At 39.7% G+C, this 20,244-nt stretch carries 20 protein-coding genes; 16 read left to right on the top strand and 4 right to left on the bottom strand.

Annotated features, from left to right (window positions below; all coding sequences use genetic code 11):
* The first annotated feature begins 115 nt into the window (after positions 1-115).
* Complete coding sequence (locus DFR58_RS20255; RefSeq protein ID WP_147273221.1) at positions 116-904, top strand: hypothetical protein; 789 nt, start codon at positions 116-118, stop codon at positions 902-904.
* Positions 905-976: 72 nt separating this feature from the next.
* On the opposite strand, the gene DFR58_RS20250 is transcribed toward DFR58_RS20255, so the two are convergent.
* Together DFR58_RS20250 and DFR58_RS20245 are read right to left on the bottom strand one after the other, a co-directional pair.
* Positions 977-3,265 (bottom strand): S-layer homology domain-containing protein, encoded by a 2,289-nt coding sequence (locus DFR58_RS20250; protein WP_170138252.1) that lies wholly within the window; start codon positions 3,263-3,265, stop codon positions 977-979.
* Positions 3,266-3,436: 171 nt separating this feature from the next.
* On the bottom strand, positions 3,437-3,658 hold the full coding sequence (locus DFR58_RS20245; protein ID WP_114300087.1) for a Spo0E family sporulation regulatory protein-aspartic acid phosphatase: 222 nt from the start codon (positions 3,656-3,658) through the stop codon (positions 3,437-3,439).
* 309 nt (positions 3,659-3,967) lie between these two features.
* Between DFR58_RS20245 and DFR58_RS20240 the strand changes: the two genes are divergently transcribed.
* From DFR58_RS20240 to DFR58_RS20190, 11 genes are all read left to right on the top strand, one after another.
* Positions 3,968-4,681: a response regulator gene (locus tag DFR58_RS20240; RefSeq protein WP_114300086.1), complete on the top strand. Its 714-nt coding sequence runs from the start codon at positions 3,968-3,970 to the stop codon at positions 4,679-4,681.
* A gap of 50 nt (positions 4,682-4,731) precedes the next feature.
* On the top strand, positions 4,732-6,540 hold the full coding sequence (locus DFR58_RS20235) for an ATP-binding protein (protein ID WP_341457421.1): 1,809 nt from the start codon (positions 4,732-4,734) through the stop codon (positions 6,538-6,540).
* Positions 6,541-6,697: 157 nt separating this feature from the next.
* Positions 6,698-7,195 (top strand): hypothetical protein, encoded by a 498-nt coding sequence (locus tag DFR58_RS20230; RefSeq protein WP_114300085.1) that lies wholly within the window; start codon positions 6,698-6,700, stop codon positions 7,193-7,195.
* A gap of 24 nt (positions 7,196-7,219) precedes the next feature.
* On the top strand, positions 7,220-8,650 hold the full coding sequence (locus DFR58_RS20225; RefSeq protein WP_114300084.1) for a hypothetical protein: 1,431 nt from the start codon (positions 7,220-7,222) through the stop codon (positions 8,648-8,650).
* A gap of 13 nt (positions 8,651-8,663) precedes the next feature.
* On the top strand, positions 8,664-9,503 hold the full coding sequence (gene yycI, locus DFR58_RS20220; RefSeq protein ID WP_114300083.1) for a two-component system regulatory protein YycI: 840 nt from the start codon (positions 8,664-8,666) through the stop codon (positions 9,501-9,503).
* Positions 9,504-9,670: 167 nt separating this feature from the next.
* On the top strand, positions 9,671-10,951 hold the full coding sequence (locus DFR58_RS20215) for a UDP-N-acetylglucosamine 1-carboxyvinyltransferase (protein WP_114300082.1): 1,281 nt from the start codon (positions 9,671-9,673) through the stop codon (positions 10,949-10,951).
* A 57-nt stretch (positions 10,952-11,008) separates the two neighbouring features.
* Positions 11,009-11,800 (top strand): MBL fold metallo-hydrolase, encoded by a 792-nt coding sequence (locus DFR58_RS20210; RefSeq protein ID WP_114300081.1) that lies wholly within the window; start codon positions 11,009-11,011, stop codon positions 11,798-11,800.
* A gap of 54 nt (positions 11,801-11,854) precedes the next feature.
* The gene (rlmH, locus tag DFR58_RS20205; RefSeq protein WP_114300080.1) at positions 11,855-12,334 is read left to right on the top strand and encodes a 23S rRNA (pseudouridine(1915)-N(3))-methyltransferase RlmH; all 480 of its coding nucleotides are present in this window, start codon (positions 11,855-11,857) and stop codon (positions 12,332-12,334) included.
* Positions 12,335-12,400: 66 nt separating this feature from the next.
* A complete protein-coding gene (locus DFR58_RS20200) occupies positions 12,401-12,619 on the top strand; it encodes a type II toxin-antitoxin system HicB family antitoxin (protein WP_114300079.1) in 219 nt (72 codons plus the stop codon).
* Positions 12,616-12,846 carry a type II toxin-antitoxin system HicA family toxin gene (locus DFR58_RS20195; RefSeq protein ID WP_114300078.1) on the top strand — a complete coding sequence of 77 codons (231 nt, stop codon included), beginning with the start codon at positions 12,616-12,618 and terminating at the stop codon, positions 12,844-12,846. Before DFR58_RS20200 ends, DFR58_RS20195 begins: the two co-directional genes overlap by 4 nt.
* A gap of 132 nt (positions 12,847-12,978) precedes the next feature.
* Positions 12,979-13,260 carry a hypothetical protein gene (locus DFR58_RS20190; RefSeq protein WP_114300077.1) on the top strand — a complete coding sequence of 94 codons (282 nt, stop codon included), beginning with the start codon at positions 12,979-12,981 and terminating at the stop codon, positions 13,258-13,260.
* Positions 13,261-13,331: 71 nt separating this feature from the next.
* Here DFR58_RS20190 and DFR58_RS20185 read toward each other — a convergent pair whose 3' ends face one another.
* Positions 13,332-13,583 carry a helix-turn-helix domain-containing protein gene (locus tag DFR58_RS20185; RefSeq protein ID WP_114300076.1) on the bottom strand — a complete coding sequence of 84 codons (252 nt, stop codon included), beginning with the start codon at positions 13,581-13,583 and terminating at the stop codon, positions 13,332-13,334.
* The gene (locus DFR58_RS20180) at positions 13,571-14,041 is read right to left on the bottom strand and encodes a sigma-70 family RNA polymerase sigma factor (protein ID WP_114300075.1); all 471 of its coding nucleotides are present in this window, start codon (positions 14,039-14,041) and stop codon (positions 13,571-13,573) included. The genes DFR58_RS20185 and DFR58_RS20180 overlap by 13 nt, the downstream gene beginning before the upstream one ends.
* 458 nt (positions 14,042-14,499) lie before the next feature.
* Between DFR58_RS20180 and DFR58_RS20175 the strand changes: the two genes are divergently transcribed.
* The 4 genes from DFR58_RS20175 to DFR58_RS20160 are packed head-to-tail and all read left to right on the top strand — an operon-like array spanning position 14,500 to position 20,235.
* Complete coding sequence (locus DFR58_RS20175; protein ID WP_207659297.1) at positions 14,500-15,756, top strand: aspartate aminotransferase family protein; 1,257 nt, start codon at positions 14,500-14,502, stop codon at positions 15,754-15,756.
* Positions 15,757-15,807: 51 nt separating this feature from the next.
* Positions 15,808-16,734: an inositol monophosphatase family protein gene (locus tag DFR58_RS20170; RefSeq protein ID WP_114300074.1), complete on the top strand. Its 927-nt coding sequence runs from the start codon at positions 15,808-15,810 to the stop codon at positions 16,732-16,734.
* A gap of 19 nt (positions 16,735-16,753) precedes the next feature.
* Positions 16,754-17,860 (top strand): zinc-dependent alcohol dehydrogenase, encoded by a 1,107-nt coding sequence (locus tag DFR58_RS20165; RefSeq protein ID WP_207659296.1) that lies wholly within the window; start codon positions 16,754-16,756, stop codon positions 17,858-17,860.
* A 47-nt stretch (positions 17,861-17,907) separates the two neighbouring features.
* Positions 17,908-20,235 carry an alpha-amylase family protein gene (locus tag DFR58_RS20160; protein WP_114300072.1) on the top strand — a complete coding sequence of 776 codons (2,328 nt, stop codon included), beginning with the start codon at positions 17,908-17,910 and terminating at the stop codon, positions 20,233-20,235.
* Positions 20,236-20,244: the final 9 nt, after the last annotated feature.

The following is a 20,244-nucleotide window of genomic DNA, read 5'->3' as shown; positions in this document are numbered from 1 at the left end:
TTATTATTTGTAATACTAAATACACTTTGCCACTTTGTAAGACATAATGCAGCTAGCTTTATTCGCCAAGGTTGCATTTACTTTGTCAACTGAGGGAAAAATATTATTGATATTAATGAGTGTTGTATTACTTATATCTTCAAGCTTTACAAGCTTTGCAGATACGGAGCAAATATCTCAGTTGCCAACAGAGGAGGCTTTTCAAGAAGAAATTTTGGAAATGGATGAATTTGAGAATGCATCTGTAGACTATTCTGCAATGCTGGCAGCAGGAGACAGTATCGACGGCAATGCTAGCGATGTAACTTATTATGTTGACGGAGAAAATGGCAATGATGCGAATACAGGGCTTACAGGCTATCCTACCAAAACCATACAAGCTTGCATAAATAAATTGAAAAAGATAAATGCCGGCCGCAGGAAAATATACATTGAGGAAAATACATATACAGAAAATATAAATATTAATAATTTTCATGGAGGAGAGATCTATATACAGGGCAATAATGTAAGTGTGAATGGGAAAATAAATATTTATGACAATACCGCAAATATAGAAGTGCTACGGATATCGCTTAACGATACAGGAAACCAATTCGATATTTATGACAATGGAAATGTTAGTTTATACAATTGCTATAAGCGATTACCTGATTTAAGCTCTTATACTAGCTCTGTAAATGTTTCTAAAACATCGCTTAGGCTAGTTAATTGTGTTTTTCAATATCAATATATTGCCATTTATGCTAATAATGGAGCTATGGTAACCCTGCAAAATGTTGATGGGCTCAGTAATAATATAGCATTATACTCAGTAAGATCAATAATTTTTAAAGACAGTGCGTCTGAAATTACAGGAACTACACCGCAAACCAAAAGCGCGGGCGGACAAATATTCTCGTAAAGCATAAAAAAATAAGGAAGAGTCACTTCAATATAGTGACTCTTCCTTGAAATATAGAAATTTTAAGATTTATTATTTTCCCTGTCTTACCTTGGCGGTTTTTTTAGTTTCTCCCGGTTTAAGCGTTATACCGGCATAATCCTTGAAATCACCATATCTTAAATTATACTCATTATCAAACCTCAGTGAATCAAATCTTACTACCAGAGTTTTATCGTCAATATATGTCACGCTCAAAGGCTTTTTTGTCATAGCTATGCCGCTGTCTGTATATTCTAGACTATAGTTCGATACTAATATATTTGGAACATCGGGAGTAATTTCGGCGGAGAGCTTTAACAATATTGTATCCTGTGAAATTATAACTGCGTCTTCAATCTGAGGGGCGTAATTATCCTCACTGCTGCCTGAAAACTCTACTTGAAGCTGGTTTGAAGACAGGCTATCACCTTCTAAAAGCAATGCTGAAGATACCCTAACTTTATATGAATACTTTGATGACATGGAATTTGCTTCAGGAAGGAAAAGCTTTACTGCATAATAGTTATCCACAAATGTATATAAGGCTTTAGAAAAGCTCATTGAGGAGGAGAACCCTGACCTGTAAAAGTTGTAATTTGATGCATTTCCGGCGGCAGAAGGATTTAAAGGCTGATTAAACAGTATGATAACGGTTCGGGAGTCTATCGCATATGCATCAACAATTTGCTGTGAGGATGAATATCCCGAAAAATCAGAAGTAAACTTTTTTTCACCTTCTGAGATTGAGGATTGCTTTGAAGCATCCTGTATAAAATTTACAGTGAGGGTATATTCCTTGGACTTTGATAAAGATTCAACGAGACCCAAACGAACAGCTATCCCTTTTTTTGCCCCCTCGTCAAAAAAGGTCGCTTTATTTACAGAAATTACGACTCCGCTGGAGCTAATGACTGAATAGTTCAAAAATTGCTTTGCATAGAAGGAGTCTATTGGCATATTAAAATAAACCTCTAAATTTTTACTGTCCAGAGAGATAATGTCCGTTATTTCCAACTGAGCTCCGTTACTTTCTCCGCCCTTAGCCTGAAAAGGAATTTCGTCTCCTGTCCCTTCATTTAACCTAACCCCATACAAGCTGTAAAGGTCACCGCTTATTTTTATTATATACTCCATGCCTTCAGTAAAGCTTTGAGACGTTAAGCTGATGGATAAAGCTGTCTTGTCAGATGACAGGCATTTTACTCTTATAGAGTTATAAACTCCTTCAGCGAACAGGCGGTCACCCTGATAGATCTCGTAATACTGAGGAAGCTCAGAATTGGAGTTTATAGGGTGAGTGAAATAAACGTTTACCGTGCGGCTGTCTACAGGCTCTATCCTGCTGATTTTAAAAAAGTCTGAAGTGGTTACTGCGCTTCTGTAGCCTCTAAATGTTGATGTAACAAGATCGGACATATTGCCTTCTTTATCTACAGCATTATAGATATTTAAGGTATATTCCTTAAGAGCGGTCTGATCTGAGGTGGAAACTATCAAGCTTAATTCGGTTTGTGAATCAATTTTTAATGTCAGCCTGTTTGTGCTGCTGCTGGATTCATATACTTCAATACAGGATTCGTCAATAGACTCGACCTTTTCGTTAAAAGTTATCTGGAGCTTGTTTTTATCTAAAGCATTAACAGAGGAAACGGATAAAGCGGTACTATCTGCAATCAGGCCCATGCTTAAGGCTTCCTCCTTAGTAGATATTCCGCTGTTTATAATACCCTGCATAACAGAAATTTTAGAGATTTTCATTTTTACTTTCAGCATATTGTATAAAGTCGAAAGAGTATCTTTTATAAAATAAACATTAGTACTGTTTTCTTTATCCTTTGATTCATAGGATTTATCGGTTACAAGTCCTATGGTATATGCGGTTTTATAAACATTTGACCAAGCAAAATCCTTATTGGTCTCATATTCAAGTGCCCTCAAAGCCACAGTCAAAAAAGCTTTTTCACTTATAGCATCCTTAGGACCAAAATTTCCGTTTGAGTATCCTCCCATAAGCCCCTGAGCTACACAATAATTTATGTATGGGGTGTACCAATCGCTGTCATTTAGGTCAGGAAAATTTGAAGAAGCATATGCGTTATCGAAAGATAGGACCTCTTTTTCCTTACCCATAATTTTAACTATGTATACGGCAGCTTCCCAGCGCTTTAGAGTCGAATTCAGCTTGTTGTCGGTCAGCTCATCATCTACAATTGATAATTTGATAAGGGCATTATATTTGCTGCTTGAATCGGAATTGGCTTGAGCTGTGGAAGATAGTACAGACATCAAGCATAATAAGAGAATTAAAAATAATGATACCAGTCTTTTATTAAGCTTCATTTGGCAATCCTCTTTTCTTTTAATTTTGTGCATATATATATAAATTATACCATTATATTTAGTAATTTTGAGGAGGAGTTTTGTATTTTAATAAAATTTTAATATTTTACCTCCAAATAAAAATTACCTTCAAAAATTAAAGGGCTTAACTCCTTATGAGACTTAAGCCCTTTATATTCTTATATATTCGTTCCCTATATCATAAGTGCATTGCGTATTCATGTAATTTTTTGTGTCCTCCATAATGCGGTTGTACCTTATAAGAACCTTGTCCAGCCTTCTGCTGTACCTTTGAACCTCTTCATCCTGAAGGTCGTAATTGCTTGCTTCGATAAGCTTATTTAGTTTAATGTGCATCTTGGATATCAGGATGTACATTAATTCTCTGGACATAGCGGCGGATACCTCCCGTATATTATTTATGCTGCCGTATAAAGGAGCCGAGTGCATAGTATTGCGGCTTTAGCAAGAATTAAGCGTAAGAATAAAAGCAGGACAAATCGGCATAATGTAATTATAGCATAATATGGAAATATTTCAACAGTAATATTGCCGTAAATAAAAAAAGCATGGTTATAAGTGGCGTAATGCCAAGTATAATGGAATAAATGCTTTAAAATTGGTGTTCAATTTTCCTTAAATAATGTTATAATAGAAACGATTAATAATTTTTATTGTTAATTTAAAATGGGGGGTGTGTTTTTGAGCAAGACAGTTCTTATAGTTGATGACGAAAAAAATATTGTTGATATCCTTAAGTTTAATTTAAAAAAAGAAGGCTTTGACACTATCGAGGCTTATGACGGAGAGCAGGCTCTGGAAATGGCGGAGCGGCAAAAGCCGGATTTGATACTGCTTGATATAATGCTTCCTAAAATGGATGGGTTTACCGTTTGCCGAAAGCTGAGGCAGTCAATGTCTACTCCGATATTGATGCTTACCGCCAAGGAGGAAGAGGTAGACAAGGTTCTGGGACTTGAGCTGGGAGCAGATGATTATATAACAAAGCCCTTCAGCCCCAGAGAGCTTATGGCTAGAGTCAAGGCAAATTTAAGAAGGGTCGCCTCTGATGAAAGCGAAAATATGCCGGATTCCTTAAAAAAGCATTCAAATGTGTTAATGTGCGGCGAGCTTAGGATAGACATTGACCGTTATGAGGTAAAGAGGGGAGATTTGGTAATTGAGCTTACGCTGAGGGAGTTTGAATTGGTAAAATTTCTTGCACTCCAGCAGGATCAGATTTTTTCCAGAGAGAGCCTCCTTGAAAAGGTCTGGGGATATGAATATTACGGCGATGTGCGTACGGTGGATGTTACCGTCAGAAGGCTCAGGGAAAAGCTGGAAGAGGAGCCCAGCAGTCCTGTTTATATAATGACAAAAAGAGGGGTAGGCTATTATTTCAATAAGATAGTTTAAAGCCGATGCCGGCAGCAAAGAGCGGGGTTATCATGTACTTGAAAAGATTTTTGTCAAGCTTAATAAGGAGTCTTCAATGGAGGCTTGTGTTTATATTTATAGCCATGACTATATTTTTAATTATTCCTATAGGTCTTTTGCTTAAAATGCAGGTTGAATCCTCATATTATAATGAGTTTAAAAACAATATAATGGATGGAAGCAAGAGATGGACTATGGACTATTCTCCGACTGTTGAAAATGTTTGGCTTGATCTGTTAAATGGAGAAAACGGTAGGAGGCAGGCCATAATTACCTTCAAAATAGCCAGTGAAAACAAGTCTTATACGATAGTCAACAAAAATGATATTAATGATTTTAAAACCACCGATCCCAATTTGCTTAAAAAGCCCGGGGTAGCGGTAAACGATCTTTTAAGCTCCTCCAACTTTGTTGCGGTAATGAGCGGAAGCAAGGGGGATTCCAAAAGCTTGGCAAGGCTTAACGGCACAAGCTTTTTTGACTATGCCTTTGAGAAGGATGGGATTATATTGTATTTCAGGTGCTACAGTGAGGAATGGAAGGAGATGTCGGATGCTTTCAGCAGTATTATTATAAGCAGTATGGCATTTGCTTTAGTAATTTCTCTCATACTGGGATACATGCTGTCAAGAACCATCACCGTTCCCATAGTTAATCTGATGCATAAGGCGCAGGAGGTGGCGAAGGGGAATTTTGACCAGACTCTCGAGGTTAAAGCGGACGATGAAATAGGACAGCTCACAAATACTTTTAATTATATGGCGCAGGAGCTTAAAAATACCCTGACCGAGATATCAAGCGAAAAGAATAAGATCGAAACAATTTTTAATTATATGACCGACGGGGTTATAGCCTTTAATATTAGAGGCAAAATGATACACTGCAACCCTGCGGCCAAGATGATGCTTGATATAAGGGAAGAAGAGGAGTTTAACGGATTTTGCAGTAAATTCGGGCTTGATATTACCCTTGAGGAGATTTTATACCTTGATTTTTCCAAAAGCAAGGAGAAGAATATAAGTACAAATGACAGGTTTATAAAGGCATATTTAGATCTTTTTACGGATGAAAAAAAGACAGAAGGAATAATTGTTGTGCTGCAGGATGTTACTGAGCAGCAAAAGCTTGAAAACATGAGAAATGAATTTGTCGCCAACGTTTCCCATGAGCTGAGGACTCCCCTGACATCTATAAAAAGCTATACCGAAACCCTTTTGGACGGTGTTCTGGATGACAGGCAAATGTCTGAGAAGTTCCTCGATGTTATCAATTCCGAGGCGGACAGGATGACCAGGCTGGTAAAGGATTTGCTCCAGCTGACAAGGCTTGACAACAAGCAAATGCAGTGGAATATGAAGCTTATATCCTTTACAGAGCTGATTAAAAGCTGCGTTGTTAAAATGGAAATTGAGGCAAAAAATAAGTCTCAGGAGCTTGAAAGCTATATAATGGGGGATATTCCTGAAATTATGGCAGACAAGGACAGAATTGAGCAGGTGGTGCTTAACATTTTAAGCAATGCAATAAAATACACGCCCGAGGGCGGAAAAGTAACGGTATATATAAGCAAGCTGTATAGTGATGTGTATATGAAGGTTGTGGATAACGGGCTTGGCATTCCCCAAAAGGATCTTCCCAGAATTTTTGAAAGGTTTTACAGGGTTGACAAGGCAAGATCCAGAGAGCTTGGGGGAACGGGTCTGGGGTTGGCTATTGCCAGAGAAATTGTAGAGGCTCACGGGGGAAATATAATTATAAGCAGCCAGTACGGCAAGGGTACCGAGGTGACGGTAAAGCTGCCTGTACAGCCTCTTTCGGCAGAGCAGAAGAGGGAATAATTACCGGAGAAATATGTGGCAGTTCATGTAACTTATTCTTAAATGGCTTGTAATGGATTTGTAACAAAAAATAATGTATAATTAGAATATATAGTTTATTAAAGAAATATTAGCGCATCTTTGTTTTCTACAGTTATTGATATGGGGTGTATGAATTATGAAGAAAATATGTTTTATGCTGGTTTTTATTATAATGGTTTCTCTGTTTGCCGCAACCTCCTATGCGGATGACGACATTCCCTTGGATAAGGCGGAGGTGGCAGGGCAGTCTGCTGAGACTCAGGAAAAAGTCATAGAAGATTTTATTACCGTCACAAGGCCTGAGGACAATGAGACTACTGATAACAGGCTGTTTGTGGTATGCGGAGTAACAAAATATGAAGGCATAATAGTGGAGCTGAAGAAATTTAACTTCCGGGATAATAAGTACGAGTCAATAACTGTCGATGGAGAGAGCAGCTGGCTAATCGGTGACGGGGGCTTTTTTGCAAAGGAAATAGAGCTCGATGAGGGTGTAAACAGAATTAAATTCATAGCATACAAGGATGCTGAGCCTGAGGTGAAGCAGGTCAGTGTTTTCAAGGTGATGGTAAAAAAGAATATAAAAAAGCAGATTAAGGACGGAATGGATAACAAACTCATAAATATTATTTAAAAACTATTGGTTCCGGAGTTATAAATGAAAAGGGTTGTAAAAGAAAGCATTAGATTTTATTTACTGGTTGCTTTAATTATAATAAGCCTGATACAATTAGGAATCCTGTGGAATTATCAAAGCTATGGGTTTCCTTTTACTTTTTTAGGGCAAAAAGTCGAGACCTCCGCCGACATAGAGAAGCGGCTTGGAGAGGACTGTATCCAACCGTTCAGAATTGTTGTTTCAAATGGGTATGAGGCGCCAAGATGGATTGTAAGCGATAGAAACGATACCGACTACAATCGCTTGTGGAGGTATGCTGTTGACAGCCTTAAGGAGGCTATGGAGGAGACTCCTTTGCAGACTGCCGGAATTAGCCTGTGGAAAGATGCTACTGCCAACAGGTCTATTATTTTTGAATTTAAGGTAAACTTAAAGGCAAACCTTCTTGAGCTGTTCCTGCAGCCTGCTAATTTGCAGCTTAACGGTATTACGGGAATAACCAAGCTTTCGGTTTCTTCATGGAATGATACAAATGCCAGCCTATACATAACCGACGGTATCAATACAAGTGTATATACCATAAATATGACGGCTGAGAAATCGAAATATTATGAGGACGTTTTCAAAAGATATAATGAAAATGGATCATTAAGATCGTTTAGAATGATGCAGGAGCTTAACACAAATGACAGCTCCAGCTTTAAATTTGATGAGGGAGTGCTCGGCATTCCGGGAACTCAATACAGCAGCTTTAAAACCGTTTCTCTTATGCCTGCTCCGGGTATTTACTCTCAGGGGCCCTATACCTCCGCCGAGGTGAGTGAAATTGCAAGCAGTATACTTGGGGTGGAGAAGGATGGATATGATCGTACTGTAGACAGCGTTACAAATACAATAGAGTTCAGGACACAAAATAAGATATACAGCTTAAAAAGCGATGGAGTTTTAGAGTATAATTCCTTGACAGGGATATCGGATTCCGATAAGGGAACTATAAAAAGTGCCTTTATTCATGTATACAAGCTGCTTTCGGGAATTAACTCACTGATATCCGAGGACAGCCGGCTTTTTCTTTCCGATATAGATGAAAGCCAAAAGGACAGATATGTTTTTTATTTTGATTATATTGTTGACGGCATACCCGTTATTTTAGAAGCTGAGGATGATGAGAGCGGAGTAGATCATGCTGTGAGAATTGACAGCAACAGTAAGGGACTCATATACTGCAATGCCGTCCTTAAGGGCTTTAAAGCATATAATGAGGAAGAGCAGTATGATGTGTATTTCGGCCATTTGATGGATGATTTGTACAAGAATTATCCCGAGCTTAAGAACAATGAAAGCTTGAGAATCAGTGATATGTTTCTGGCCTATGGGGCCGGAAGAAAGCTGTACAGCTCATACATCAAGCCGGTATGGGTAATAGAAATATCAGGAAAGCATTATGTAGTTTCTATGCGTGCTGGATGAGGAGATATTATGTATGGATTGGGCTAAAACAAAAATTGTACTGATATGGATATTTGTAATTCTCAATGTCTTTTTAACTGTAAATCTGCTTGCATATTTTGAAAATGGAGAAACTGTCAGGGAAAATACATCTAACGCATTAAAAATTATGGAGAGCAGAGGTTATGTATTAAGCGGCAAAATTCCTTATTCCAGTTCATCCTACAGCTTAAGCTATGAAAATGCGGTGTTGGACAGAGAGGCTGTTGCGTCAGTACTTTTGGGGAAGGGATTTGCTTTGCCCGCTAAAATTCAGGATGATGAGCTGCTTTATGATGATAAAATTCTGAAATTTATAAACAGCGGAGAATTTGAATATACCGATAAAAGCCCCGATGACTATATAGACATACAGAACATAGACAAGGCAGAAAAATACTGCAGAAATTTTCTTTCCAATCTTCTTCTGCCGGTAACGGATTATGCTTTGGATACATATAAAATAAATTCGGATAAAACTGTGACTTTTACATTTTATGAAAAGTACAAAAGCTTTTTTATATTTTCAAACAGGGCGGAAATAACTCTTTCTGCTAAAGGGGTTACAAGACTTGAGTGCAGAGTTATAGGTAAAAAGAGCCTGGAAAATACCCGAAGCAGCATAAGCATAGTGCCCGCCTATCAAATCCTTCTAAGACATTTTTCAAAAGGAAGCAATACTGTCATACAGGACATAGAAATAGGCTTTCTGTGTACATATCTCAACGGAGAAAGCAGCTACTCGTCTATACCTCCGGTATGGAGGATTATCGTTCAGGGCGAAGGGCCCAGATATTTCAGCGCATTTGACGGGCATGAAATAGAGTCCGTCTGATCACCTCAAAAAACATTTAAATCAATTTAGTAGCACTATTTTTTTTAAAGTGGTATAATGTCAAAGGATAGTTTTCGTAAAACCAGAAATATTTGATAATTGAATATAAGTACACAATGACGTGTGTGAAATTAACCGCAAAAGACGAGAAAGCTGGGGGATTATACTTGGAAAAATTTGTTATAGAAGGTCAAAAGCCTTTGTGTGGTGAAGTGTACATAAGCGGTGCAAAGAATGCTGCAGTTGCGGTAATCCCTGCAGCGCTACTGGTAGATGGACCTTGCAGGATAGAAAATGTCCCAGACATAAGTGATGTAAGAATACTGATGGATGTCCTTTCTCAACTGGGAGTTATGATGAAGTATGAGGACAGGAATACCATAATAATTGATGCATCGGGTTTGAATTCATATAAGGCTACATATGAAATGGTGAGAAGGATGAGGGCGTCATCGTATCTGCTGGGTGCTCTTCTTGGCAGATTTAAAAAAGCGGAGGTTGCATTTCCGGGGGGCTGTGATTTTGGGTTTAGGCCTATAGACCAGCACATAAAAGGGTTTGAGGCTATGGGAGCGGGTGTTGAAATTGAGCATGGTATTGTAAAGCTTTCAGCAGAAAGGCTTGCAGGAAGCCAGATTTATCTGGACGTAGTAAGCGTGGGAGCGACCATTAACCTTATGATTGCCGCTGTAAAGGCAGAGGGGATTACTACAATAGAGAATGCTGCAAAGGAGCCCCATGTGGTGGATCTGGCCAATTTTCTCAATGCAATGGGGGCAAATATAAAGGGCGCGGGGACTGATGTTATAAAAATAAAGGGGGTTTCCTCTCTTAAAGGAAATATTACCCACACAATCATACCCGATCAGATTGAGGCCGGTACATTTATGCTTGCTGCCGCTGCCACAGGCGGGGATATTGTGGTTAAGAATGTGATCCCCAAGCATATGGAGTCGTTAAGTGCAAAGCTTATTGAAATGAACATAAATGTTGTTGAGGGGGAAGACTGGATAAGGGTAAGCTCAAAAGGCTCCATACAGAAGGCTAATTTAAAAACACTAGCATACCCGGGGTTTCCTACCGACCTTCATCCTCCTGCCGTAGTTCTTCTTTGTCTGGCTAACGGCACCAGTACAGTTACGGAAGGGATATGGGATTCCAGATTTCAGTACGTTGACGAGCTTAACAGGATGGGCGCCAAGATAAAGGTAGAAGGAAGAATGGCTGTAATCGAGGGGGTCGAAAGGCTCTCGGGGGCACCGATAAGGGCTACTGATTTGAGGGCGGGAGCAGCAATGGTTATAGCGGGGTTAATAGCTGAAGGGTATACCGAGGTATACGATATAAAGTACATAGATAGAGGATATGAGGCTTTTGAATTAAAATTGAGGAGTCTTGGAGCGGATATAAAAAGAGTTGATGATGGCAAGCCGGAGATAAACTCTTAACAGGCTTGCCATAGCTAAAAAAATTATGGGGCTTTGGCACTTAAGAGAAGGGTATGTATGATAAAGTTTTGCAGTTTATTTAGCGGGAGCAGTGGTAATGCCTTATACATTTCCTCAGGTAAAACAAATATTTTAATAGACGCGGGAGTAAGTGCCAAACGAATAATACAGGCACTTGAATCAATAGGAGAGAATGCCTCGGAGCTCAGTGCCGTGCTTGTATCTCATGAGCATACCGATCATACCCGCGGTGCAGGGATTATATCAAGAAAATTTGATATACCCATATATGCAAATGAAAACACGTGGATGTGTATGGAAAAGCAATTGGGTAATATAGGCATAAATAATAGAAGGTGTTTTAATACGGGCACTGAGTTTGAGCTGGGCGATATTTCAATAAAGACCTTTCCCATTCCTCATGATGCTTCTGAGCCTGTGGGATTCAACTTTTTTTTAAAGAACACGAAGGTAACAACCGCTACCGATATTGGACATATAACAAAGAGCTTGTTGGAGAGCCTGTATGGAAGCCAGCTTATATTGCTGGAAGCCAATCATGACATAGAAATGCTTAAGGTTGGCCCGTATCCATGGAATTTAAAGAGGAGAATTTTAGGAGATTCGGGACACCTTTCAAATGAAATGGCGGGAAAGGTAGTGGCGTATCTGGCTGAGAACGGAACAAGCAAGTTTTTTCTTGGGCATTTAAGCCGGGAAAACAATTTCCCTGAGCTGGCTTACCAGACAGTATTAAACGCACTTGCGGAGAAGAATATCTGTGCTGGAAGAGATGTTATGCTTTCTGTCGCATTGAGAGACAGGACAAGCGATGTAGTAGAGGTATAATTAAAAAATATTGGCAGCCGCGGTATTGGTTTTTGGGAAGGAAGTCTGGCAGGTATGAGGATAAGTGTGATAGCGGTAGGGAAAATCAAAGAAAAGTATTTAAAGGATGGCATTGAGGAATACAGGAAAAGGCTTTCAAGGTTTTGTGATCTGGAGCTTATAGAGGTTGAAGACTTCAGAGCGCCCGAAGGCTTAAGCGATGCGCAGGAGCAGCAGGTTAAAAGCCGGGAGTGTGACAATATATTAAAGAGAATAAGAGAAGGCAGCACCGTTATAGCACTGGATATAAGAGGCGAGAGTTTGGGGTCTGAGGAATTTTCCCGCAGAATAAACTCTTTTTTTGTATCAGGAACTTCACATATTACATTTATTATAGGAGGATCTCTGGGCTTAGATGACAGAATTCTTAGCATGGCGCGCGTCAGGCTTTCCATGTCGAAGCTTACCTTCCCTCACCAATTAGCCAGAATGATACTGCTTGAACAGTTATTTCGGGCATTTAAGATTATGAACGGTGAGACGTATCATAAATGATTGCAACCAATAGTGAACATTATTAAGATGATTTGTGCTATAATATTATTAGGTGGTGATGATATTATGAAAAAGTACAACTTTACTATTTTGATTGAAAAAGATGAAGACGGAATATATGTTGGTTCTGTTCCCACGTTGAAAGGATGCCATACCCAGGCTGAAACAGTTGAAGAATTGCTTCCGAGAATAAAAGAGGTAATAGAATTATGTTTGGAAGCAGAAGATGATGAGTTCTTTCAGAATGAATTCGTAGGAGTACAGCAAATTGAGGTTGTTGTATGAGCAAACTTACCGTTATCTCTTCAAAGGACATGGTGAAAGTATTGGAAAGCCTCGGGTTTAATGAGAACCGTCAAAAAGGAAGTCATAAAAATTTTAGGCATCAAGATGGAAGGACTACGGTTGTTCCTTTTCATGGGGAAGACTTGGGAAGGGGTCTTATTAGAAAAATATTAAAGGATATAGAAATATCAATTGATCAATATGAAGAATTACGAAAACGGATTTAGGACCTCTTTAAAGAGGTCCTTTGTTATTTCTTTTTTCCGTTTTCAGAGAATTTGTTATATTATTTTAATAGAGGGTAAATATATTGGTATAATTTAAATTTACATCGGAAAAATTGTCTGGGGAGATGAAGGATGGCATATAAGCGGGTAAAGGTAAGGCTGAAGGAGGGCGTGACCAATACGGAGTTCTGGAGAGCTACTTATTGCAGCGATTCTAACCTGGGTATAAGGCTTATACCTGACTTAAAAAACATGAAAAGGGAATATCTGGACGGCAAGCTTTATAAGTATGGGTCGCTGGAGGTAGAGGTGCCCGTGGCTTACTATAGCAGGGAGACTGAGACAGTAAACGATACTTTCATTGAATATGGGTATATTAAAGAGGGCAAGGATATATGGGAGGTAGTGGAATGAGGCTCCGGCATGAGGGGGATTATCAGCTATCCCCCGAATAATTATCTTTTTTAATAAAGCGGCTTCATAGCTTAAAAATTTTCCTGCGAGCCTATATTAGATAAATAGGCTTCGAATTGATTGATATAGAAGTATTCGTTTATCTCAAATTTGTTTATACATTTAATAAAGGCAATTATTAATTCACTATACAAATCCTCATCCTTACTTCCAAAAAGATAGCTGTATTTTATTATCATTGGGTTAAAGATGTCCCTGAGCTGGTTGAAGGCTTCCTGATCGCCAGCTTTTGCCTGTAATATCAATGTTCTTATTTTAAGCATTTTTTTTCACCCCATGTGCTGTAGAAGTGGTTAAGCGTCCGGTTTCTTATTCTGTTTACCGCCTGTCTTGTTATTTTCAGCTCCTTGGAAATCTCTATTTCTGATTTGCCGTTAATATAATAGCCGTACAAAACTGTACGCTGCTTTTGAGTCAAAGACTTGACTGCCTTAAATAAGCAAGGGTCTTCGATGCTGTTTTCAATATCTGTTTTCATTTCTTCCACAGGATCTATAGTATCTGACGAGAGTATATCGACAGAATCTATGTATGTTACTTTGTCCTTGATGGCTTTTTCCCTTATAAAATATCTCTTTTTTGTTTCAAAAAATGTTTTTTTTAAATAGCTTGTAAATGTAATAAAATAGACATTTTCAAGAAAATTTTCAGCATTAAAAGTCTCTTCTGGTTTTGGATTCCTGCTAAAATAATTTTTTATAAATTTTTTGTTATATTCCATATTAGATATCACCTCCTCTTTACTATTAGAGACAAAAAAATAAAAATTTGTAAACCTGAAAAAATATTTTACTTAAATCCATACATATGTTTACAAATGGGTGTAAAATTCGTCTCTTATTTATTGTATTCATGAATACTGCATAATCAAGGAGAATTAAAAATAGTCGTATATTGGTGAATTTTTTCAGTACATAGCTGAGAGATTGCTTTTATATAGGACGCGATAAAGATTTTACAAACATAGAGGATATAATTGCTTACAGAAATTTTTAATAGCAACGAAAAGATGAATTTGAGGGAAATGTCTCTAGGGCCCGAGCATTCATTCACTTTTCTTAGATGTATTCCTTACGGGTCAAAAAAATTTCTTCCATCAAGTTATATCCTCCGTGTAAAATCTTTATCGCTATATATAGCTTGAGAACTTTAAAAATAAACGATAAAGGAGACTGGAATATGCAGGATATTAAGAAAAATATCTATTACAGTGTTGAAGATGTGGTAATGGAGAAGGGAAAGGGTATATACCTTTACGATTCGGATGGAAAAGAGTATATAGACTGTGCTGCGGCTACATTTAACCTTATTTTAGGGTATAGCAACGAGGAGGTTATAGAATCGGTTAAAGCTCAAATGGATGATTTAATCCATGTTACGTCCTCATACCAGACAAAGCCTATAAATGATGTTGTGGAAAAATTGGTTAAGCTTAGTCCTGAAAATCTTACAAAGGTGCATTTGAAGGTTTCGGGAGGGTCGGTGGCCAACGAAGGGGCCATTAAAATAGCTATGCACCATACAGGAAAGAGGGATGTTATTTCTTTGTTCAGAAGTCACCTCGGACAGACAATGATGATGATGAATCTTTCGGGAAATGCCTTTCGCAGACAGCCCTTTCCCAGCACATGCTGCGGGGGGCTTCATGTGCCCGATCCATACTGCTACAGGTGTTTTTACAACCAGAAGCCGGAAACTTGCGGAATGCTTTGCGTAGAAAGAATAAATGATTTTATAGAATATTCCAGCAGCGGGCAGGTAGCATGTATTATTGTAGAGCCGATATCAGGCAATGGAGGAAATATAGTTCCTCCGCCGGGATACTTCAAAGCGTTGGAAAAGCTGTGCAAGGAAAAGGAAATCATTTTGATATTTGATGAGATACAGACGGGGCTTGGACGAACGGGAGAGATGTTTGCCGCGGACTATTTTGATATCAAGCCCAATATAATGACGCTTGCAAAGGGTCTGGGAGGAACGGGATTTCAGGTGGCGGCAATATTGACTGAGGAGCGTCTGGGGGGACTTGACGGCCACCATCATTCCTTTACCTTTGGAGCGAATATAATGGCTGCCGCTGCTGCAAGCAAGACACTGGATATTGTGAGCAGAGACGGATTCCTTCAAAATATAAGGGAGTGCGGAGACTACATAATGCGCCGGCTGGAGCTTATAAAAGGCAAACATGCATTTATAGGGGATGTAAGGGGCGTAGGGCTGATGATAGGGATTGAAGTGGTAGATTCAGACGGAGAGCCTGATGTTGCCTTGACAAATAAAATAGCCAAACGAGCCATGGAATTTGGCCTGATACTTCGTACGTCCAGATACGGCTACGGAAATGTGTTTAAAATCCGCCCGCCGCTAAATATAAAGAAGGACGAATGCGAAGAGCTGTGTGACAGACTGGAAAAGCTGCTGTCGGAGATATCATAAAAAAGTGTTTTTAGCTTAAATTTTGTGCGGCAAAGCTGCCGGGAGGTGTCTATGAAAGAGTATATTTTAAATCTTGCGGATTATGTATTCAGGCGTATATCAAATAAAAGCGGTATGCTTAAAAACCGTTCCGTAAGAGGATATTCCGATGCGGGGGATGCACAGTTCAATATAGACGATATGGCTGAAGAGGCTGTAATGGAATATGCGGCAAGCCGCTCTCTGGCTATGGCCATTTATACTGAGGACGGAGGCATGAAAATAATAGGGGAAGACCCCCAGTATGTTTTAATTGTTGATCCCATTGACGGTACGAGGCCCGCGGCGGCAGATCTGGAAATGTCATGTATATCTATCGCCGCTGCTCCTTTTTCACAGGATGCAAGAATTAAGGATGTCAGGTTTGCCGTTTTAAAGGAGTTAAAGTCAGGAGCTTATATGTATGCCGACTATAGGCATGATCGGATTTTTCACTATGGCTATCGGGCTTCGATACCGAACCTGAGCCTCAATACAAGTATGAGAAATATGTTCTGGAGTATTGAGTTTAACGGACATCCGGCCGGACTGATGACTCAGGCGTATGGCAATATAATCGATTATACGGCCAACAACGGAGGGGTTTTTATATTTAACAGCGCCTCATTTTCAATATCCAGAATAATAACGGGACAGCTTGATGCACATGTGGATATAGGAAACCGCATACTTAAGGATAACCCATCTCTTATGCCTGCATTTCAAAGCGTAGGAAATGGCAAGATACTTCATCTTTTTCCGTATGATATAGCGGCAAGCGTTTTTCTGGCTGAAAAAGCCGGAGTTGTAATTACGGATGCATATGGGAATTCGCTTGGTGACACTCTTTTACTTGATTTAACCTATCATAATCAACAATCCTGCATAGCGGCGTCAACCAGAGAGCTGCATCAGGAGCTGATTAATAATATCAATTGGAGCGGTATTCAAATGCTTTGATGTTCAAAGGAGGCAGGGAATGGCAAAAAAGTGTAACGGCGCTTTTGGCCATTCCCCTGTGCAAAAATTCTATATGGAGGGAGCTTATTATATGAGAGGCTTGGTATGGACAAATGAAAAAAAGCTGGAGCTGAGGGAAGTAGAGACTCCCGGGCTTAAAGGTCCTTATGACGTAAAAGTAAGGATATATGGTACAGGTATATGCGGTACGGATCTAAACATATTAAGGGGTAAGGTTGCCGCTACCCCCGGAATGATAATAGGGCATGAAGCTGTAGGCACAGTGGTAGAAATCGGGAGCGGTGTTACCAGACTTTCAGAAGGCGACAGGGTTGTCATAGACCCTACTCAGTTTTGCGGAAAATGCTATTATTGCCGCAAAGGTTTGACCTGCTTTTGCGAAACCTTTGATGACTACCAGTTGGGAATAGGGACTCATGGCACCTTTGCGGATTACTATGTAGGCGAGGAACGCTTTATGTATAAAATCCCCCACTCTATGAGCTGGGAAACAGCGGTGCTTGTTGAGCCTCTTACATGTGTAATGAATATTTTTCAGAAGTCGGGGGTTAAGCCTGATGATTCTGTTCTTATAATAGGCTCAGGCCCTATAGGCATACTGTGCCAGATGGTAAGCAGAAGATTGTCCAGACTTACGGCGGCTGTTGAGATAGACAAATACAGGGCCGATATGTCGAGGAAATATGCACACTATGTTTTCCACCCGGACGAGCTTACGGAAGAGAAGGTGTATGAAATAAATTATGGAAGAAAGTTTGATGTGATTATAGATGCTGTGGGAAACCAGCTTAAAACCGCTGCCAGCTTTATAGCAAAAGGCGGGAGAATTGTACCTATGGGCTTTGATGAAACCTATAGCTTTACTTTTAACCCTTTCAGCCTGCTGTCCAGAGGTATAAGTATAATCGGAGCAGGCGAGGTTCACCAGATGACGGAGGCCGCCCTGCAATATGCGTCAAGCCTTGAGAATGTGCATACTATGGTAACATCAAAGTATTCTCTGGAAAAATACAAAGAAGCTTTTGACCAATTAATGGGCTATGACCTTGAGACAGGAGCACGTAAGGAGATACGTGATTTGAAGGTAGTACTTCTTTCGGATTAGGGCAGCATTAAACAATAACCTTATTATAGGGGAAAGGATACTCTAAAATGAAGGGATATACATATGTAGAGAACGGTATTTATCATATTGGCGGAGAGAAGAAGCTTTTGCTTGCATCAGACTATCCTTATTACAGGGATAAAAAAGAAAACTGGGAGGACAGGCTGGTAAAGCTTAAGGAAGCAAACATATCTATAGTTACTTTTTATGTGCCATGGAGGCATCATGCAATCAAATCGGGGGATCGCATAGTAGTGGATCTGGATGGTAAAACGTGCGGAAACAGAGATGTAAAGTTTTTTATAGAGCTGTGCAGGCAAAAGGGGCTTTTTGTTTTAATAAAGCCGGGGCCGTTTATACATGCTGAGACAAATTATGACGGACTTCCCGATTATATAAGCCCGGATGAGTGCAAGGGCATAGAAAGCATGTTAAACAGCCGATATCAGAAGGTTCCTGGAAGCAGGCCTCTTCCGGCTCCTCTTTGTGAGGGGTTCAGGGATGCTGTAAGGAACTGGTTTGAAATTGTAAATAGGGAATTGATAATACCCAATATTTACCCCAGGGGAAATATAATTGCGATACAGTCTTTGAACGAAGGAATGTACTCAAATATAAACCTGTCGCCCCTTGACTATGACTATTCAAAATCAGGAATAAAATTTTTCACGGCATTTTTAAAGAGCAAGTATGAGAATATAGAATGCTATAACGCATTGCATGAGGCATCATATGAAAGCTTTGACAGTATAGAGCCTCCTTGCTCATGGGCAAATCCTTCTCACATTAATCAGGTGCTTAAGTACCTTGATTGGTCTGAATGTCAGGCGCATTATATAAAGGCACTGTATGAGGAGTATGGCAGCCTCACCGATCTGAGGCTTCCGCATTTCGCAAATATATGTGCGTATACCTCCGGGGAATCGGGTATGGAGTATTGGCTTGCAAAAGTACAGCCCGAATTGTGGAGGAATACTTTTTATGGCTTTACAGGCTGGGTTGGAGCAGTGGCATATGATAATTCGGCCTATAATAAGTATTTAACTCTCGCCAAAAGGCAAAAGGGTCCGAATCTTGAAGAGAACTGGGGATTTTCCATACTTTACGACAGTAAATACAGGTATCCGATAATACCGTATTTTCAAACGATTCTGGCAATTGCTAACGGAGCCACAGGGTTTAACGCGTACACGGGAATAGGCACTGCAAGCTGGGATGACAATCTGGACAGCCTTTATGACAGGCCATATCCTGATTGCAGCCCCATTTCCCATGAGGGAGGTGTGGGATATAAATATAAGGTTTTAAAGCTGCTGACGGGATATCTGGACAGGCATGGAAATGAGCTTTTAAACTCCTGTACCAGCATAGCCGCCGCATATGGCCTATATCCTCCCTATTCTTATGCCGCTTCATGGGACAGCTCAAAGGGGGCATGGAAGCAAATGAAGGTTAATCCGCCAAGATGCGGCATTAAAGGCCTTGATGCATTTCAACACAATATGAGGGCACTGAACTATGACTTTTCTATAGTTAACCTTCAAACCTGCGACATGGATACATTGCTGCTGAATCCCGCTATTGTAATTGTAGGAGCATTCTTCATGGAAGAGAGCGTGCAGCTTAAGCTGGCCCAATATGTCAAAAACGGAGGAAAGCTTATACTGCTGCGCGAGGTTCCGCAGTATGATGAGAAGTTTCAGCCTTGTACTATTTTGGGAGAGGTGCTGTTTACACACTCAGAGATAAAAAGGCTGGAGGAGGCTCCCCTGGACGTGTTTAATGAAAGCGCGCGGGACATTGGAATTCTTGCCGGTATACCCGGAAAGCAGCTATATACATCGTCTTCATGCCCTATAGGCTATAAGGCGGACTACTACGAAGGGACTGCTTATTTTGTGTCCTATAACCCGTTTGAGGGAGGAGAAAATGGAGATTCATATTTATTCACACACCTTATGAGGAGTATTGCAAGAAACTATGATGTTATGGCGGAAGAAACCCAAACGCAGGTGTGGTGCCACAATCATAACCTATCGGATATAAAGCATGTCTTTATATTATCGAGGTCAGATGTCACGGCTTGGCATACAGTAAAAATTAAAAATAAATTTGAAGAATATGATTTGCTCAAAATTAAATTATGTCCAAAATCCGCGGCTATATTGAGGATAGAGAACCGGTGCATAACTGAATGCATTGCAAAGGGAATAAATGAGTATGAGGAAGTTTATGCTTCTGTAGAAATCCATTACAGAGATACAAAATTAAGCAGTGAAACCCCTTGCGATGTGTTGTTTGTTAAAGAGGGCAAAAATTATACCATGACTGCATTAGAGTATGATTTTAAAGAATTTCTTGAACAGCAAGATTAATTATAAGCT

Origin of the sequence: Anaerobacterium chartisolvens (genome assembly GCF_003337415.1) — a bacterium.
GTDB classification, from domain to species: Bacteria; Bacillota; Clostridia; order Acetivibrionales; family DSM-27016; genus Anaerobacterium; species Anaerobacterium chartisolvens.
The sequence above is the reverse complement of the archived record's forward strand: the minus strand, read 5'-3'. Positions and strand labels throughout refer to the sequence as shown.

Coding starts and splice junctions, on each gene's coding strand:
- DFR58_RS20255 (WP_147273221.1), top strand. CDS start 116: ATGAGTGTTGTATTACTTATATCTTCAAGCTTTACAAGCTTTGCAGAT.
- DFR58_RS20250 (WP_170138252.1), bottom strand. CDS start 3,265: ATGAAGCTTAATAAAAGACTGGTATCATTATTTTTAATTCTCTTATTA.
- DFR58_RS20245 (WP_114300087.1), bottom strand. CDS start 3,658: ATGTCCAGAGAATTAATGTACATCCTGATATCCAAGATGCACATTAAA.
- DFR58_RS20230 (WP_114300085.1), top strand. CDS start 6,698: ATGAAGAAAATATGTTTTATGCTGGTTTTTATTATAATGGTTTCTCTG.
- DFR58_RS20225 (WP_114300084.1), top strand. CDS start 7,220: ATGAAAAGGGTTGTAAAAGAAAGCATTAGATTTTATTTACTGGTTGCT.
- yycI (WP_114300083.1), top strand. CDS start 8,664: ATGGATTGGGCTAAAACAAAAATTGTACTGATATGGATATTTGTAATT.
- DFR58_RS20210 (WP_114300081.1), top strand. CDS start 11,009: ATGATAAAGTTTTGCAGTTTATTTAGCGGGAGCAGTGGTAATGCCTTA.
- rlmH (WP_114300080.1), top strand. CDS start 11,855: ATGAGGATAAGTGTGATAGCGGTAGGGAAAATCAAAGAAAAGTATTTA.
- DFR58_RS20200 (WP_114300079.1), top strand. CDS start 12,401: ATGAAAAAGTACAACTTTACTATTTTGATTGAAAAAGATGAAGACGGA.
- DFR58_RS20195 (WP_114300078.1), top strand. CDS start 12,616: ATGAGCAAACTTACCGTTATCTCTTCAAAGGACATGGTGAAAGTATTG.
- DFR58_RS20190 (WP_114300077.1), top strand. CDS start 12,979: ATGGCATATAAGCGGGTAAAGGTAAGGCTGAAGGAGGGCGTGACCAAT.
- DFR58_RS20185 (WP_114300076.1), bottom strand. CDS start 13,583: ATGCTTAAAATAAGAACATTGATATTACAGGCAAAAGCTGGCGATCAG.
- DFR58_RS20180 (WP_114300075.1), bottom strand. CDS start 14,041: ATGGAATATAACAAAAAATTTATAAAAAATTATTTTAGCAGGAATCCA.
- DFR58_RS20175 (WP_207659297.1), top strand. CDS start 14,500: ATGCAGGATATTAAGAAAAATATCTATTACAGTGTTGAAGATGTGGTA.
- DFR58_RS20170 (WP_114300074.1), top strand. CDS start 15,808: ATGAAAGAGTATATTTTAAATCTTGCGGATTATGTATTCAGGCGTATA.
- DFR58_RS20165 (WP_207659296.1), top strand. CDS start 16,754: ATGGCAAAAAAGTGTAACGGCGCTTTTGGCCATTCCCCTGTGCAAAAA.
- DFR58_RS20160 (WP_114300072.1), top strand. CDS start 17,908: ATGAAGGGATATACATATGTAGAGAACGGTATTTATCATATTGGCGGA.